The sequence below is a fragment of the Mycobacterium sp. E136 genome (genome assembly GCF_001666865.1).
Classification (GTDB): domain Bacteria; phylum Actinomycetota; class Actinomycetes; order Mycobacteriales; family Mycobacteriaceae; genus Mycobacterium.
In genome coordinates, this window is record NZ_LZJE01000005.1 from 1 (window position 1) to 15,842 (window position 15,842).

Annotated in this window: 12 protein-coding genes; 3 read left to right on the top strand and 9 right to left on the bottom strand. The window is 67.9% G+C overall.

The window, feature by feature from the left end:
- Together A5698_RS00270 and A5698_RS00275 are read right to left on the bottom strand one after the other, a co-directional pair.
- Positions 1 to 5,367 (bottom strand): fatty acid synthase subunit beta domain-containing protein (locus A5698_RS00270; protein WP_156670555.1); only part of this gene is annotated, 5,367 nt, incomplete at its 3' end.
- Between the two features lie 514 nt (positions 5,368 to 5,881).
- On the bottom strand, positions 5,882 to 6,601 hold the full coding sequence (locus tag A5698_RS00275) for a DUF1906 domain-containing protein (protein ID WP_197506581.1): 720 nt from the start codon (positions 6,599 to 6,601) through the stop codon (positions 5,882 to 5,884).
- Positions 6,602 to 6,766: 165 nt separating this feature from the next.
- Here A5698_RS00275 and A5698_RS00280 point away from each other — a divergent pair, with 165 nt between their 5' ends.
- Positions 6,767 to 7,975 (top strand): ABC transporter substrate-binding protein, encoded by a 1,209-nt coding sequence (locus A5698_RS00280; protein WP_068291864.1) that lies wholly within the window; start codon positions 6,767 to 6,769, stop codon positions 7,973 to 7,975.
- Here the strand turns inward: A5698_RS00280 and A5698_RS00285 are convergent.
- Complete coding sequence (locus tag A5698_RS00285) at positions 7,965 to 8,675, bottom strand: MerR family transcriptional regulator (protein WP_068291882.1); 711 nt, start codon at positions 8,673 to 8,675, stop codon at positions 7,965 to 7,967. The genes A5698_RS00280 and A5698_RS00285 overlap by 11 nt on opposite strands.
- 324 nt (positions 8,676 to 8,999) lie before the next feature.
- Here A5698_RS00285 and A5698_RS00290 point away from each other — a divergent pair, with 324 nt between their 5' ends.
- Complete coding sequence (locus A5698_RS00290; RefSeq protein ID WP_068291865.1) at positions 9,000 to 10,274, top strand: MFS transporter; 1,275 nt, start codon at positions 9,000 to 9,002, stop codon at positions 10,272 to 10,274.
- A 6-nt stretch (positions 10,275 to 10,280) separates the two neighbouring features.
- Here the strand turns inward: A5698_RS00290 and A5698_RS00295 are convergent, their stop codons facing one another.
- Both A5698_RS00295 and A5698_RS00300 read right to left on the bottom strand, forming a co-directional pair.
- Complete coding sequence (locus tag A5698_RS00295; protein WP_067083583.1) at positions 10,281 to 10,700, bottom strand: ChaB family protein; 420 nt, start codon at positions 10,698 to 10,700, stop codon at positions 10,281 to 10,283.
- A 46-nt stretch (positions 10,701 to 10,746) separates the two neighbouring features.
- The gene (locus A5698_RS00300) at positions 10,747 to 11,943 is read right to left on the bottom strand and encodes a low temperature requirement protein A (protein ID WP_068291868.1); all 1,197 of its coding nucleotides are present in this window, start codon (positions 11,941 to 11,943) and stop codon (positions 10,747 to 10,749) included.
- Between the two features lie 70 nt (positions 11,944 to 12,013).
- Here A5698_RS00300 and A5698_RS00305 point away from each other — a divergent pair, with 70 nt between their 5' ends.
- On the top strand, positions 12,014 to 12,742 hold the full coding sequence (locus tag A5698_RS00305; protein ID WP_231967228.1) for an IspD/TarI family cytidylyltransferase: 729 nt from the start codon (positions 12,014 to 12,016) through the stop codon (positions 12,740 to 12,742).
- Here the strand turns inward: A5698_RS00305 and A5698_RS00310 are convergent.
- From A5698_RS00310 to A5698_RS00325, 4 genes are all read right to left on the bottom strand, one after another.
- On the bottom strand, positions 12,723 to 13,418 hold the full coding sequence (locus tag A5698_RS00310) for an IspD/TarI family cytidylyltransferase (RefSeq protein WP_197506582.1): 696 nt from the start codon (positions 13,416 to 13,418) through the stop codon (positions 12,723 to 12,725). The two genes, A5698_RS00305 and A5698_RS00310, sit on opposite strands and share 20 nt — an antisense overlap.
- Positions 13,418 to 14,071 (bottom strand): Rv1363c family protein, encoded by a 654-nt coding sequence (locus A5698_RS00315; RefSeq protein ID WP_231967229.1) that lies wholly within the window; start codon positions 14,069 to 14,071, stop codon positions 13,418 to 13,420. The genes A5698_RS00310 and A5698_RS00315 overlap by 1 nt, the downstream gene beginning before the upstream one ends.
- Positions 14,068 to 14,934, bottom strand: a complete 867-nt coding sequence (locus tag A5698_RS00320) for an Rv1363c family protein (RefSeq protein ID WP_068291875.1) — start codon at positions 14,932 to 14,934, stop codon at positions 14,068 to 14,070. Before A5698_RS00320 ends, A5698_RS00315 begins: the two co-directional genes overlap by 4 nt.
- Positions 14,935 to 15,072: 138 nt before the next feature.
- On the bottom strand, positions 15,073 to 15,842 hold a 770-nt coding region (locus A5698_RS00325; protein ID WP_156670557.1), incomplete at its 5' end, for an AMP-binding enzyme.

Sequence of the window (15,842 nt, forward strand, 5' to 3'; positions counted from 1 at the left end):
CGACAGCGCGATCAGCGCCGTGGTGGCGTCGGCGGCGTCGAACGTCAGGTCGTCCGGACGGGGCCCGCCGGCGGGTGCCGCCGGTGCGGCTGCCGGGGCGGCCGGTGCGGCCGTCTCGACGGGCGCGGCGGTCTCCGATGCCGGCGCCGGCGTCGGCTCGTCGTCGAGCTCCGGCTCCGGATCGGTGTCGGTGGCGAACAGCACCGCCGCATCGCGCTCGGAGTTCAGCACTTCGGTTGTGTTGTGCGAATATTCGGGCAGCTTCAGCGTGTTGGCTGCGAGCCCGGCCACCGTCGGCGCGGACTTCACCCCGATCTCGACGAAGCGCTCGATACCGAGACCGCCCGCGGCCTCCTCGATGAACAACAGGTCCTGGGTCTCGATCCACCGCACCGGGCTGGCGAACTGCCACGCCAACAGCTCGATGACGATCTTGCGGCACAGCTCACGCGGCTTCTCGTTACGCCAGGTGTCGTAGTCGGCGAGGATCTCGTCCAGCGGCTCGGCGGGCACCAGATCCCGGATCTCCTGGATGAATTCGCGATCCAGCGTGAACGGCTTGGGCACCAGGTTCGGGATGTAGCGCCCGATGATCAGGTCGGGATCCTGGTCGCGCGGCATGACGCGCTCCAACGAGCGGCGGAAGTCGGCGACACCAACCCGCAGCACCGACGAGTGGAACGGCACGTCGATACCGGGCACCAGGATGAACGAGCGCTTACCGCCGGTGATCTCGCGACGCCGCTCGACCTCCTCCTCCAGCGCCTCGAGGCCCCGCACCGTGCCCGCGATCGCGTACTGCGAACCGCGCAGGTTGAAGTTGACGATCTCTAGAAATTCACCGGTATCCCGGGAGACGTCAGCGACAAACTGTTTGACGTCGGCGTCGTCGAGGTCGATCTGCGACGGGCGGATTGCGGCCAGCCGGTAGTTCGACCGGCCGAGGTGATCGCGCGGCACGATGTCGTGCATCTTGCTGCCGCGGTGGAACACCACCTCGAGCAGCGCCTCCAGTTCGTAGACACCGCTGACGCAGGCGAGCGCGGTGTACTCGCCGACGGAGTGACCACAGGCGATCGCGCCCTCGACGAACGCGCCCTGCTCACGCATCTCGGCGACCTGCGCCGCGGCCACGGTGGCCATCGCGACCTGGGTGAACTGCGTCAGGAACAGCACGCCGTCGGGATGGTGGTAGTGCACACCGCTGGCGATCAGGCTGGTCGGGTTGTCCCGCACCACGTGCAGCACCGAGAAGCCCAGCGTCTCGCGGGTGAACTTGTCGGCGGTGTCCCACACCTTGCGGGCGGCCTTCGACCGGGCCCGCACCTCCATGCCCATGCCCTTGTGCTGGATCCCCTGTCCGGGGAACGCGTACACGGTCTTCGGCGCGGCCAACTGCGCCGTCGCCGACATCACGAGTTCACCACCGACCTTGGCGCTCACCTCGAGAATCTCTGCGCCGCGGTCGATTCCGACCCGGTCGACGCGGAAGTCGATGTCGTCGCCCGGCAGCACCATGCCCAGGAACCGCGACGTCCAGCCGACCACCCGGGCCGGCGGGGCGGCCCTGCCATCGGTCGCGGCCACGACGTGCTGCGCGGCGGCCGAAAGCCACATGCCGTGCACGATGGGCGATTTCAGGCCGGCGAGCAGGGCGGCGGCGCGGTCCGTGTGGATCGGATTGTGATCACCCGACACGACGGCGAACGCGCTCATGTCCGTGGGTGCGGTGACCGTGACGTCACGGCGGCGGCGACGCTGGGTGTCGGTCGCGTTGTCGGTGATCGCGCCGCCCGCGCGCGGCGGGTCGGCCAGTTCGGCGGCGCCGGTGCGGCTGCGGATCGCGAAGCGCTCCTCGAGCCTGGCCAGCACCGTGCCGTCGGCGTCGCGGATCTCCACCGCCACCGGCACTACGCGGCCGTACTCGGTGTCGGTCGCGGCGGAAACCGTTGCGGTGACGGTCAGTTCGGCCCGCTGCTTGGGCATCGGCGCCAGTAGGTGCGCGGCGTGGTCGAGGTGTACCAAGCTCAGCAGGCCCTCGACGACCGGGAAGCCGTCGTCGGTGAGGGCCGAACCGATCGCGGCGAACACCGCGGGCCAGCAGTGGCCGACGAGCGCGTCGGGCACCAGCGACAGGCCGGGCGCGAGCGGGGCGCCGAACGTCGCGGTCACGCCGGTGTGGTCGGCGACGCGTTCGGGATCCCAGTCGGCGGTGACCGTCGCGGTGTTGTCCTGCACCGGCGGCAACGCGTCGGGTCCATCCACACCCGCCGCGATGGCGAGCACGGAACGCATTGCCGCCGAGGCGTCTTCGACCGTGACGACCGGCATACCGCCGTCGACGGTGCATGCGGGCAGGGTGAACGGGATGTCGATCCAGATGTCGGACAACGGCACGCTCAAGGTGACCCGGTCACCGCTGAGCTCGAGGCGGGCGCCGGTGGACGGGTGCGTCGCGTTGCGGTTCTCGTTCGCCTGCCACTCGTCGGGTGCGCCGATCCGGTGCACCGGGTTGATCGCGACCCGGCCCGCCCACAGCACGTCCGGCGAGTCCAGCACAACCGCAAGCGGGCCGGTTACGTCGGCGCGCGCCTGCCGGCGCGACACGACCGGCACGGGGTCGCCGTCGGTGGCCAGCGCCTCGTCGATCGCGGCCTGTTCGAAGCGGTCGAGCAGTTCACCGACCGGCTCGTCGACGCGGGTGATGCCCGCGACGGCCTGAGTACCGGGGATGATGCACACCTCATCGGCGCTGTAGCGGGCATCGTGGGCCTGCCACAGCGAATCGCTGCGCCACCACCGCCGCACGTCCTTGTCGATCACCGGCACGAAGTTGACCGGCTTGCCCGGCGTCTTGCAGAGCGTTACGAACCACGGCACGTCGGCCGGATGCAACCGCAGCGTCTCGGCCTCGGGGTAGCGCGACACCAGCGTCGCGATCGCGCGCTGCGGATCATCCAGCAGCGCAACGTCGTTGAAGAGCGTCGGGATGGGGCCCGAATCCTGCGGGTGCAGACGGGCTTCTGCGCGGTGCAGCATGTCGGCGAACCGGTCGCGCCAGGTGTCGGCCAGCCACGGGCTGTTGGGCAGTTTGGTGTCGGCGGTGCTGTCGCCGTCGCCGATGGCCAACTCGACGTAGCGCTGCAGCCATTGCAGGTAGGTCATCTCGCCGATGTCGCCGTAGTACGGCTTGCAGGTGGCGGCCATCGCGGTGATGATCTCGTCGCGGCGCGCCGCCACGGCGTCGGCATCGCCGGCGACCTCGTCGAGCAGCCGCCCGCACCGCGATGCGGCGTTGTCGATTTCGTGGATGTCGGCGCCGAGCTGGCTGCGGCTGGAAGCCATGCCGCCCGTTGCCTTTCCGGCGCTGATCCAGTGGTCGGTTCCGGTGGTCTCGACCAGCATCTGCTTGACGGCCGGGGACGTGGTCGCCTCGAGCGTCGCCATCGCCGCGGTGCCGACGAGGATCCCGTCGACCGGCATCGCGGGGAAGCCGTACTCGGTGGCCCAACGCCCGGACAGGTACTGCGCCGCCCGTTCGGGGGTGCCGATGCCGCCACCGACGCAGACGGTGATGTTCGGCAGCTTGCGCAGTTCGCCGTAGGTCGTCAGCAGGAGGTCGTCGAGGTCCTCCCAGGAGTGGTGCCCGCCCGCGCGGCCGCCCTCGATGTGGACGATGACGTCCTTGTTCGGCACCTCGGCCGCGATCTTGATCACGGACTTGATCTGGTCGACCGTGCCCGGTTTGAACACGACATGGCTGATGCCGACGGTGTTGAGCTCGTCGATCAGCTCGACGGCCTCCTCGAGTTCGGGGATGCCAGCCGACACCACGACACCGTCGATCGGCGCACCGGACTGACGGGCACGCTGCACCAGGCGCTTGCCGCCCAGCTGCAGCTTCCACAGGTACGGGTCGAGGAACAACGAGTTGAACTGCACCGCGCGGCCCGGCTCGAGCAGGGTGGCCAGCTCGGCGATGCGGTCTTCGAAGATCTCCTCGGTGACCTGCCCGCCGCCGGCGAGCTCGGCCCAGTGCCCCGCGTTGGCGGCAGCCGCGACGATCTTGGCGTCGACGGTCGTGGGGGTCATGCCCGCGAGCAGGATCGGAGACCGCCCGGTCAGCCGGGTGAACTTCGTCGACAGCTTCACCGATCCGTCCGGCAGCTGCACGGTGGTGGGCGCATAACTCGACCAGGCGGGCGGCACCTCGGGTTCCGCGCCGACCGTGAACAGGTTGCGCTGCCCGACCCGCGTGGCGGCGGGCACGATGCCCACGCCCAGCCCGCGGATGATCGGGGCGGTCAGCCTGGTCACGGTGTCGCTCGGGCCCAGGTCCACGATCCACTTCGCACCGGCGTCGTGCAGCCGCTCGACCTCGGCGACCCAGTCGATCGGGCGCACGAAGATCGCCTCGGTCATCTCGTGAGCGAGCTCGGGATCGATGCCGCACTTGGCCGCCCAGCGGTCGACCACCTCGACGCCGTCGGCCAACCGCGGCGTGTGGAAGCCAACCTCGACCTGCACGCCGTGGAAGACCGGGCTGAACACCGCACCGCCGCGGATCTTGTTCTTGCGCTCGGACTCTTCCTTCTCGGTGATCTTCGAGCAGTAGAGCTCGAACCGGCCGAGCTGTTCGGGGGTCCCGGTGATGACGACCGAACGCCTGCCGTTGCGGATCGACAGCACCGGCGGCAGCACGGTCCGCACGTCTTGGGAGAATTCTTCGAGCAGTTCGGCGATGCGGTCGGGATCGACGTTCGTCACGGACACCATCGGCGACTTGTCCCCGCGGCCGACCATGCCGCGACGGCGCGAGACCAGCGACCCGGCCGCACCGATCAGCTGCAGCAGCGCCAACAGTTCGGCGTCCTTGGCGCCCCGCGACCGCAGCGACTCGCAGGCGATGATGCCCTGCGAGTGCCCGGCCATCGCGACCAGCGGCGCGTCGTACAGGTCCAGGCCCTGGCGGATGGCGGCGCGGATCGCGGCCATCTGCGCCAGCAGGATGCCCGGTCCGGAGATGGCCGCGGTGATGAGTTGCTTCGTCGGGGGCAGCGGCTCGTCGGCGGCGAGCGCACGCACCCACTGCAGGGGCTCGAAGCCGATGGGGCGCACCACGACGAGTTCGCGCGCCACGGGCTCGAGAAGGAGGGCGGCCTCCCCGACGACCTCGCTGAGCTCCGACTCGATGCCGGCCGAGCTGACCAGCTCCTCGAGGTTCTCCAACCACGAGCCGCCCTGGCCACCGAAGGCCACGGCGTAGGGCTCACCGGAGTTCAGTCGATCGACGAGGGCCTGATTGCCGGCGAGGGCGGCTCCCGCGGTGCGGTCGGCCGACACCCTGTGCTGCTCGTTGATCGTCACGTCTTGTTCTCTCCTCTGTCCCGCGTCATGCTCGTCGTCGGCTGTCGTCTCAGAAGCCCCGATGGCTCCCGGCTGCCTGCCGCGGCGCCACGCGATTCCGCGTCGAATCCGACTGGTTCGGTCGGGCGGTTCCGAGTCGTTTCGCGACTGCCTTTGAACCGCCTTCCGTGCACTCCAGCCGTACTAAGAGTGGCATAAGAAGAGCCCTCCATTTCGCGCCCGAAATGGTTACTGAAGAGTTCTACGCTCGGGTAACCGCCCGTTGCATAACGCGCAGTTCGACACGGACCGAAGGCTTTCGGGACAAACGTCCTGCATGCAGGTGGTTACGGTCGAGTAGGCAGAACAGCGCTGATCACGGTAGTTTTGTTATCAAATCGTTATAAAAAAATTTTCGACGCGTCTCACCAGCGGCGTCGCTGCGGCCAGACGAGACACGCACGTGTGATTTGTCTTCTCAGCGGCCCCGGCCACGCGGAAAAGTTTGCTGAAGATACTTACTGATCGGTAAGGTTTAGTCCCACTGCCCAAATTGGGGCTTGAGGATGTGGTTGACGTCCACGCCGATCCCGGCCACCGACCGCTTGTCGATCTCGACCTGGTGCAGATGCGCGGCGGGGTGCGCGACCCGTCCCGGCGATCCCCAGTTGTGCTGCCAGAAGTACGCGCCGATGCCGTCTTGGAGCGCCCACTCGATCGTCTTCGAATTCGCATAGACACCGACGCGCTGCTTGCCCAGCACCGACTCCCAGCCGCGCAGATACGGCGCCACCAGCTGTTTGTACTGCTCGTAGGACGGATCGTCATCGATCGACGCGTAGATCGGGGCGCCCTGGGATCCGCCGGCGGCGACGTGCAGTTCCCAGCCCCGCTTCGCGTGCGCGACCCCGGCGTTCTGGCCGCCGAGCCAGTCGGCGGTGTCCTTCTTGCCGTACTGGTAGCAGGACACGATCTTCATGCCGCCCTGGTACAGGTCGCGCGCCTCGGCCAGTTGGATCGGCTTACCCAGCATCCAGGCCCCGCCGGGCCGGCGGTCGGAGACATAGCGAATGGCGCCCAGTGCGCCCGCCGCACGGATGTCGCTGGCCTTGAGGACGCCGGCCGCGTAGTCGAGAAGGATGCCCAGCGGCGCGGCCCCTGCGGGTGCGGCCGCCGCCTGCATGCCTGCGCCGATGACGAGGGCCGCCGGGGCGGTGAGCGCGCCCTTCAGCACGGCGCGCCGGGATATCGACACAAGCCACAGGATACGACAACTGTCACAATCTTCACGCCAATGTCACTGGTCACAGCAGTATCACCGGACATGGCATCGGCGCGGCGTTGCCGAGCTAAGCCGAAACGCGGAATCATCGCAGGAGCACGGTTCGACGATCCGCCGATCGAACGAGGAGTAGAACCCATGGCGCGCTGGCCGTCCGCCGTCGTGCGAACCGGTCTGACCGTCATCAGCTGTGCCGTGCTGGTTCTGTCGCTGACATCCGGCTGCTCGGGCGAGCGGCGCTCCCCCGGCGGCCAGGCTCTGCCCGAGATCGAGCCCCTCGGCGCGGTCGGCCGGGGCGAGGGGCGACTCGACCTGATCGCCTGGGCAGGCTACGCCGAGGACGGTTCCCACGACGCCGAAGCCGATTGGGTGACACCGTTCGAACGCGAGACCGGCTGCCAGACCGAGGTAACGCTCGGCAACACCTCCGACGAGATGGTGCAGTTGATGCGCAGCGGTGCCTACGACGGGGTCTCGGCGTCCGGCGACGCGACTCTTCGGCTCATCTACGCCGGCGACGTCGCCCCCGTGAACACCGAACTGGTTCCGAACTACGACACCATCTCGCCGTTCTTGAAGGACCAGCCGTGGAACTCGGTCGACGGCCAGATGTACGGCATTCCGCACGGATGGGGAGCCAACCTGCTGATGTACAACATCGAGGTCGTGCGGGACGCGCCCAATTCCTGGGCGGCGGTGTTCGACGACGCCGACAAGTACCGCGGCAGGGTCACCGCATACGACTCGCCCATCTACATCGCCGACGCGGCGCTGTATCTGTCCAAGACGCAGCCCGAGTTGGGCATCGACGACCCGTATTCGCTGACGCCCGAGCAGCTGGACGCGGCGGTGCGGCTGCTCGAGAAACAACGCGAGAACGTCGGCCAGTACTGGTCGGACTACCTCAAGGAGGTGGAGGCGTTCGAGTCCGGCGCCTCCGTCATCGGCACCACCTGGCAGGTGATTGCGAACACGCTCGGTGCGCGTAACAGGGTTCCGGTCAACACGGTGCTGCCGAAGGAGGGTTCCACCGGCTGGTCGGACACCTGGATGATCTCATCGAAGGCGGCGCACCCCAACTGCATGTACAAGTGGATGAACTGGATCTCCTCGCCGAGGGTCAACGCCGAGGCCGCCGAGTTCTTCGGCGAGGCGCCCGCCAACGCGAAGGCCTGCGAGCACACCACCGAGCGCGACTTCTGCGACATCTACCACGCCACCGACGCGAGGTTCGCCGCGAAGATCCACTACTGGACCACGCCTCAGAAGCGGTGCGTCGGCGGCGGCGGTGACGAGTGCACCGATTACGACGAGTGGGCCGCCCGGTGGCGCCAGGTCACCGGGTGAGCCGCGGACTCTGCTCGGGGTCCGCTGTCGGCATGTGACGCTGCAGCGCCGCGTCCAGGCGCCCGGACACCACGCTGGTCCACAGGTCGCGGTAGTCGCGCGCCGCCCGCGCGAGTCCGTCGGCGTTGTCCGGTGTCGGTGTGTAGTCCGCGCCGAACTGAGCCGCCATGCACTCGCCGAGCGTCGCGACGAACTGCGCCGCCAGCGCGTCGACCGCGTCGCGGCTGGCCTCGACGATGTGCAGCAGCGCGCGGACGGCGGCCAGATGGTCCGACGAGCGCGAAACCACCTGCCGCACCGCGGGATCGGTCAACACCACGCCGCCGTCGATCACCCGCGCGAGACCGTAGTCGACCAGCCTCCGTGCCTCGTCGCTCTCGGCGCCGATGCCCACCGCGTCTGCCTCCCCGGCACCGGACTCCACTCTCGGGCCCAGCACCGCGCGCTGGATGCCGAGGATGTCGGCCAGGTCGGTGCCCTCACGCAGGCTGGTGAAGAACTCGGCGATGTGGGCGGTGTTGAAGTCCCTTCGGTGCAACTGGTTGATGGTGCGCAACTGCGACAGGTGATAGTCGTCGTAGAACGCTGAGCGGCCGACCCGCCGGGGTGGGTCCAGCAACCCCCGCTCCCGGTAGGCGCGGATGTTGCGGGCGCTGACACCAGAGATCTCCGCCAACTCGTTGAGGCGATACTCAGCCACCGTCACTACCCCCCCACGGCCCAGCGGGCCGACGGCTGAGCGCAACGCTTCATTCGATCACTGTAACCCGCCACAACATTTGCGAGCGAACTTTGAGCCCGGCGACGGCGGTCGACCAGCCTGCCGCTCTAACCACCCTCTATCTGCATCGATCACGAGCCAGGTCCGGACAACCGTGCACGAACTGTCGATTACAGCCAACTCGGTCTGCCCGCCGGATCACCGCGGTGAGCGAACTCACCGATGCGGGATTGGCGCCGTCGCACCCGCGTACGGAAACATGGAAAAGTCAGACTTATTACTCATCAGCGGGAAAGGTTCGGTGTGCGTCCCTGGATCGTCTGGGCCACCGGACTGTTCGCATACATCGTCGCAGTTCTCGACCGCACCACGTTGGGCGTCTCTGGCCTCGATGCGGCAGACCGGTTCCATGCCAGCCCCAGCGTGCTCTCGACGTTCGTCGTGCTGCAGGTCATCGTCTACGCCGCCGCGCAGGTGCCCGCCGGCGTCCTGCTCGACCGGTTCGGTTCCAAGACGCTGATCCTGGCCGGCGCCGCGCTCATGTCCGGCGGTCAGCTCACGCTCGCGTTCACCGAATCACTGCCCATCGCCATCGGGGCACGCGCCGTGTTGGGTCTCGGCGATGCCTTCACGTTCATCTCGGTGCTGCGGCTCGTCCCGCACTGGTTCACTCCGCGTCAGGTTCCGCTGGTCACCCAGCTGACCGGTATCTGCGGACAGCTCGGCCAGGTGCTGTCGGCCGTCCCCTTCTTCGCCGTGCTCGACGCGATGGGATGGACGACGGCTTACGTCTCGGTGGCGGCCATCGGTGTGTTGTCGATGGTTTTGACCGCGGCGCTGGTGAAGAACACCCCGCACGGCAACGCGGTGGAGATCGAGACCGTTTCGGTGCGCGAGACGCTGGCCAGCGTCAAAACCGTCTGGCTGCGTCCGGGCACCAGGCTCGGGTTCTTCACCCACATGGGCACCCAGTTCTCCGTCACCGCGTTCGCCCTGATGTGGGGTGTGCCCTACTTGACGAACGCGCAGGGGCTGTCGGCCGGCGTGGCCGGGCTGATGTTGACGGTGTCGGTGGTGGCAGCCATCTCGGCCGGTGTGCTGATCGGCATCTTCACCGGGCGCCGCCCGCATCGGCGCTCGCGGCTCGTGCTGTGCATCATCGCGAGCAATGCGTTGATGTGGACCGTCGTGTTGGCGCTACCCGGCAGGGCGCCGCTGTGGCTGCTCGTGACGCTGATCGTGGTGATCTCGGTGGGCGGGCCCGGCTCCATGGTGGGCTTCGACTTCGCCAGGACCTTCAACCCGAGCGCGACACTCGGCACCGCGTCCGGTCTGGTCAACATGGGCGGCTTCATCGCCTCGCTGCTGGTGATGCAGTCGATGGGCGCCATCCTCGACGCGGCCGGCGGCTTCTCATTCGACTCGTTCCGGGTGGCCTGGACCGTGCAGTACGCGATCTGGGCGTTCGCGGTCCTCGGCATCCTCATCACCCGCGGCAAGGCGCGCAAGGTGATGAGGGCCGAACAGGAGCGGATGCTGCTCGAGAGCTTGGACACCCGCGCCGGCGCGGACGACTAGGCGAACTCAGCGACGGCGGGCCGTGGTGCGGCGGTTCGCCTTCTTGATCGCCGAGACCAGCTCGTCCTTGTTCATCGTCGAGCGACCCGAGATGTCCAGCCGCCGTGCGACTTCCATCAGGTGCTTCTTGGAGGCGTTGGCGTCCACGCCTTCCGCCGTGTCGCCCTTGGCATTCGGGCCGCCGCTGCGGGCACGCTGGTCGGACGGGCCCTTCTCGGACTTCGCTTCCCAGTGGTCGCCGACCTTCTCGTAGCTGTGCTTGAGCGCGCTGTAGGCGACGCGGTGTGCGCGCTCGCCCTCGCCGTATTCCTCGGCAGCGGCGTCATGAGCCTTCGCGAAGGTTCGCTGGGCCTTGGCGGATGACTTCTTCAGGGTGCTGGGCAGCTCGCTCTTACGAGCGCTGCCACTCTTGGTTGTCTTCGGCATGAAAAAAGGCGTACCCGGGCCGTGAGGTGCCGAAACGATCGGCGAATCAGTAGTTCAGCCCGAGAATCTCGTAGCCGACGACCGTCAGCATCGGCGCCAGCGTGACGACCAGGAGACAGTTCGCCATCGAGATTCCGGCGGCCGCCAGCCACACCGAAAACGCCAGCACAACGATCGTCAGCGTGATCAGCAGGACATGCGGGATCGAGGCCTTACCCACCATGAACGTGTTGAGCAGATAGACCGAGACGACGAAGAGCCCGACCGGCACCGCGACCGACAACACGGTCCCGACCGAGGAGAGTTCGGAATGGTGCTCGATGTAGAGGGCGGCCGCGTCCAGGCCGGCGCCGGTGGCGACGATCGCGCCGAGCGTCACGATCGGGAAGTAACCGAACCAGAAAGATCTTTCGCGCCGGGCGTGCAGAAGCTCGGCATGCGGGGTCAGGAAGTAGATCCACCACAACCCGAACGTCAGGCCGACGCCGGCCACCACGACGAACACGGCGTCGAAGGTCCAACCCTGCGCGTTGACCACCGCGGTCAGCGAGGCCACGGTCCCGACCACGCCTTCCCCGAGCGCGATGATCGTCAGCAGTCCGTAGCGTTCGGCGATGTGATGGGCGTGCCACGGCGTACCGCCGCGGCGCAGCTCCGCGAGAAGCGGCCCCAGCGTTTCGATTCCGATCAGCACGACGACGATCGCCATCGTCACCGGCAGCGATGTGTCGAGGAAGATGCTGACGATCCACAGCACTTGCGCGAAGGTGACCGCGGCGACGTAGGTTAGGCACGCCGACCGGTGCGCGGGGTCCTGGGCGGCGGCGCGTACCCACTGCCCCACCAACGCGATACGCATCACGACATAGCCGGCGACCACGACGCGGTTGTCGACGTGCGCGCCGTGTTCGATCGAGGCGAACATCGGCGGGAAGCCCAGCGCCATGACGATCACACCGACCATCTGCAGCATCGTCATGACGCGGTAGACCCAGTCGTCGGTGTCGTAGGCCGAGGCGAACCAGCTGAAGTTGATCCACGCCCAGCACACCGCGAACGTCGCGAACGAGAACGCGAACAACCCGGAACCGACGTGGTTGGCGGCGAGCATGTGCGCGAACTCGCGGGCCGCGACGCCGAACGCGATCACGAAGGTCAGGTCGAAGAGCAGTTCCAGGGGCGTGGCAACGCGGTGCGCCTCGTGGGGATCGCGACCCGACATGCGATGCACCCGGTGCTGCATGGCCGTCGGTTCGTGCGGAGTCTGACTCACGGCGCCGTCCTTTCCTGACGTGCAGTGTCAAGATACGAGGGTGACCGTCGCAGAACGCTCAACCCCGCCGTCGGCCGTGGCCGTCGTGCTCGCGGCGGGGCTGGGAACCCGCGTCGGCGCCGACGGCAACAAGGCCTACCTCGCGGTCGCGGGTCGGCCGATGGTCGCCTGGTCGCTCGACACCCTGACGAGGGTTCCGGACGTCGGGCGCATCGTGCTGGTGTACCGGCGCGGCGAGCTGGATCTGGCCCGCGACATGGTGGCACGTGAACTTCCCGCGGCGAGCGTCGAACTCGTCGAGGGCGGCGACAGCAGGCACGGATCCGAACTCAACGTCCTACGGCACCTGGAACCCGATATCGAGGCGGGCCGCATCGACGTCGTGCTCATCCATGACGCCGCGCGACCGGTGGCCGGTGCGGACATGTTCATCCGCGCGCTCGCGGTCGCACGCGAAGCCGGTGGTGCGGTACCGGCGTTGCCGCTGCGCGATGCGGTGACCACCGAGCTGCAGCGGCCGGCCGGCGGATCGCCGCTCGTGCGGGTGCAGACGCCACAGGCGTTTCTGGCCGCGCCACTGCTCGCCGCATACCGGAGCTCGGAACGGCACGGGTTCGAGGGCACCGATACGTCGTCGTGCATCGAGGCGTTCACCGACGTTGCGGTGCAGACGTTTCCGGGCGAGCTGCACAACATCAAGGTGACCTACGCCCGCGACATCGCGACCGCCGAACATCTGTTGGCGACGGTCAGCGGCGAGCGGCGATGACGGCCTCGAGGAACGGTCCGTCGTGCGGGAGATCGACCGCTACGGCCTCCGCGTCACCGTCGACGGTCGCGATCGGCACCGTCGATCGGATCGCTTCCACCGCCTCGTCGAACTCGCCGACCGGGCCCTCGAGCAATCGGCCGAGATGGCCGGCGGCAAATCCGCGCGGGTACTGGACGGTCTGAAGGGTCGAGCGATCCAGCGACGCGGTGACCACACCGCGCTCGTCGATGACCTTCACGCTGTCGGTGACCGGTTGCACCGGCAGCACGACGCTGGCTCCCCGCGTCAGGCCCTCGGCGACGCGCCTCGACAGGTCCGACGGCATCAGCGGTTGCCGCACGTCGTACACGAGCACGTGCGTCGCCGAAACCGGTTCGGCAACAACCTTTTCGACCGCCGCCGCGAGACACCGCGCCCGGCTTGCCGATCCGCCTACCCCCTCGACGTACACGGCGTCCAGTCCGTCGCGGGCGAGTGACGCGCGCACGTCGCCGGCGATGGTTTCGGCGACCGCCACGACGACCGCGGTGCACTCGGGGACGGCCTGAAGGCAGTCGTCCACGACGCGCGCCAGAGGCGATCGGCCCGCCACTCGTTGCAGCGATGCCGCCGTGCGTTCGTCGGCCGGCAGTGTCACGACCGCCGCGAGGCGTTGGCCGGGAAGCGCCGTCACTACACGGGGTCGAATTTGTTGATCAGCCAGTGTCCGTCGGATTTGGTCAGGCCGACCTTGACCGCGCTCGCGGCGAAGGCACCGTCGGGATTCTCCTTGCTGACCGTCGTCTGGTTGACGAACACCAACACGGTCGCGGTGTCGGGATGCATCTCGGCCACACCGGCCTCGACGACCGCCGCGCTGGTCTTGACCTGCTTCTCCTTGACCGCCGGGGTCACAATCTGCTCGGTGAATTGAGTGTAGTAATTGAGGAAGTCGCCGGTGAGGTGCGATTTCGCATTCGTGAAGTCCTGCTCCATCGAGTCCGGGGCGTACGACAACAGCGCCACGGTGCCCGACTTCGCCGCCTCCACCGCGACATTCTGTGCGTCGGCGTTGACCTGCTGGTCCGGTCGGTACTGGGAGAGGTACAACCAGGCGGCCACGCCTGCGGAGATCACGAGCAAAACCGTCAGCAGGATGGCGCCGAGATGCCGCCGCACGCCGCCCCGAACCTTCGGACTGCTGTCCTCGGCGGGTTCCTCGTCGCCCTGCTCGGTGGCGTCCGGTTCCTCGGCGGCCGTCGACTCCGGTTCCACGGCCGTCGATTCCGGTTCGTCTGAGGCCGTGGTCTTCACGTCGGCCTCGTCGGTGTTGGCTTCGGTGCTCACGGTACGAACTCCACTTTCGACATCTTGATCTGGTCACCCTCGCGGACCAGGTCGACCTTGAGGCGCCAGGAGCGCGGCTCCTGGTTGGCGCCCGCGGTGTTGGTGACCCGCGAGGTGGCCGACACCAGTGCGGTGGCGTTGTTGTCGGTCTTCGACGTCAGCGCCGCGGTGTTGACGGTGACCTCGGTGACGACCTTGGACTCCTTGGCCACGTTGGTGAAGTCCTCGGCCTGTGCCTCGAAGTCCTGCTTGAACTGGCCGGTGGAGTTGTCGATGATGCGCTGCACGTCTTCCTTGGCCCGATTGAAGTCCAGCGACATCAGCGTCACGACGCTCTGCCGGGCGGCCGCGGTGAACTCGGCGGTCGCCTGCCGGTCCTGTTCCGCCAGCCGGTGCTGCCAGACGATGTAACCGCTCGCGGCGCCGAACGCGAGGATCAGGACGACGGCGACGCCCGCGGCGACGATCTTCCACCGGATCCGCGGCATCCGCAGACGGCGGCGCTTCGAGGTCTCGGCGTCCTCGGTCGCGACGGCGTCGTCACCGACCGCTCCACCATCGTCGGCGGCACTGTCGGCGGCCTCGGTATCGGCTTCGGCCGCGGTCTCCTCGGCCTCGACCACCTCGTCGTCGGCCGGTGCGGAACCTTTGGCCTCGGCAGCCTGCTTCCGCAACCGGATGGCCTTGGCCCGAGCACGGGCGGCGGCGGCGATCGCCTCCGCCTCGGCCGCTTCGGCCTCTGCCGCGTCGGCGAGGCGCAGCGCCTCGTCCGAGTCCGCCGACCGCTGCTCAGGGTCGTCCTGCGGCGGCTTTTCGACGCGGTCCGCGTCGATCACCGACTCGCGGCGCCTGAATGACGGCACAGCGCCCTCCTTACTGCTTCACCACTTGTGAGAATGCCATTATCGATTTTTGAGTATCGCCGCGACGATACCTGCGCAGGCACCGCCCGGCAAACATCGTCTTGCTGCGGAAATGCTATTTACGCGCTGTGCGGGAGCTCAGCGGCGATTGTCCTGAAGGCGGTCCTTCATCACCTTGCCGGTGGCGTTCAACGGCAGGCTGTCGAGGAACTCTACAGAGCGGGGCACCTTGAATCCCGCCATTCTTTCGCGGCTCCACGAAATGAGGTCCTCACCTGTGACGTCGTCGTGACCCCGGGTGCGCACGATGAACGCCTTGCCGACCTGGCCCAATCTATCGTCTGGCACCCCGATGACCGCCGCCTGCGCCACCGCGGGGTGCTCGAGCAGGAAACCCTCGATCTCGGCGGGATAGGCGTTGAAGCCGCCGACGATGAACATGTCCTTCTTGCGCCCGACAATCCTCAGGCGGCCCGAGTCGGTGAATTCGCCGAGGTCGCCGGTATGCAGGAAGCCGTCGGCATCGATCGCGTCGGCGGTTGCAGCGGGGTCGTCGAGATAGCCCTGCATGACGTTGTAGCCGCGCACCAGCACCTCGCCGTCGTCGGCAATACGGACCTCCACGCCTTCGCACGGTAGGCCGGCCGTTGTCGCGACGTCCTCGGGGCTGTCCCCCGGACGGGACAGCGTCACGTTGCCGGCCTCGGTGAGCCCGTAGCCGGTCATCAGGCTGCCGAACGGCAACTCATCGCGGATCCGGCGGATCAGCTCGACCGGGATGTCGGCCGCCCCCGTCACGCCCGCCCGCAGCGATGCGAGCCGGTCCTTGTCGGCGACGGTCAGCAGCGAGTGGTACAGCGTGGGCGGGCCGGGCAGCATCGTGATGCGTTCGCTCTCGATGAGCGGCA

Bases quoted from the DNA above. Each gene is read 5' to 3' on its own strand.
- A5698_RS00280 (WP_068291864.1), top strand. From the start codon at position 6,767: ATGGCGCGCTGGCCGTCCGCCGTCGTGCGAACCGGTCTGACCGTCATC.
- A5698_RS00295 (WP_067083583.1), bottom strand. From the start codon at position 10,700: ATGCCGAAGACAACCAAGAGTGGCAGCGCTCGTAAGAGCGAGCTGCCC.
- A5698_RS00300 (WP_068291868.1), bottom strand. From the start codon at position 11,943: ATGCAGCACCGGGTGCATCGCATGTCGGGTCGCGATCCCCACGAGGCG.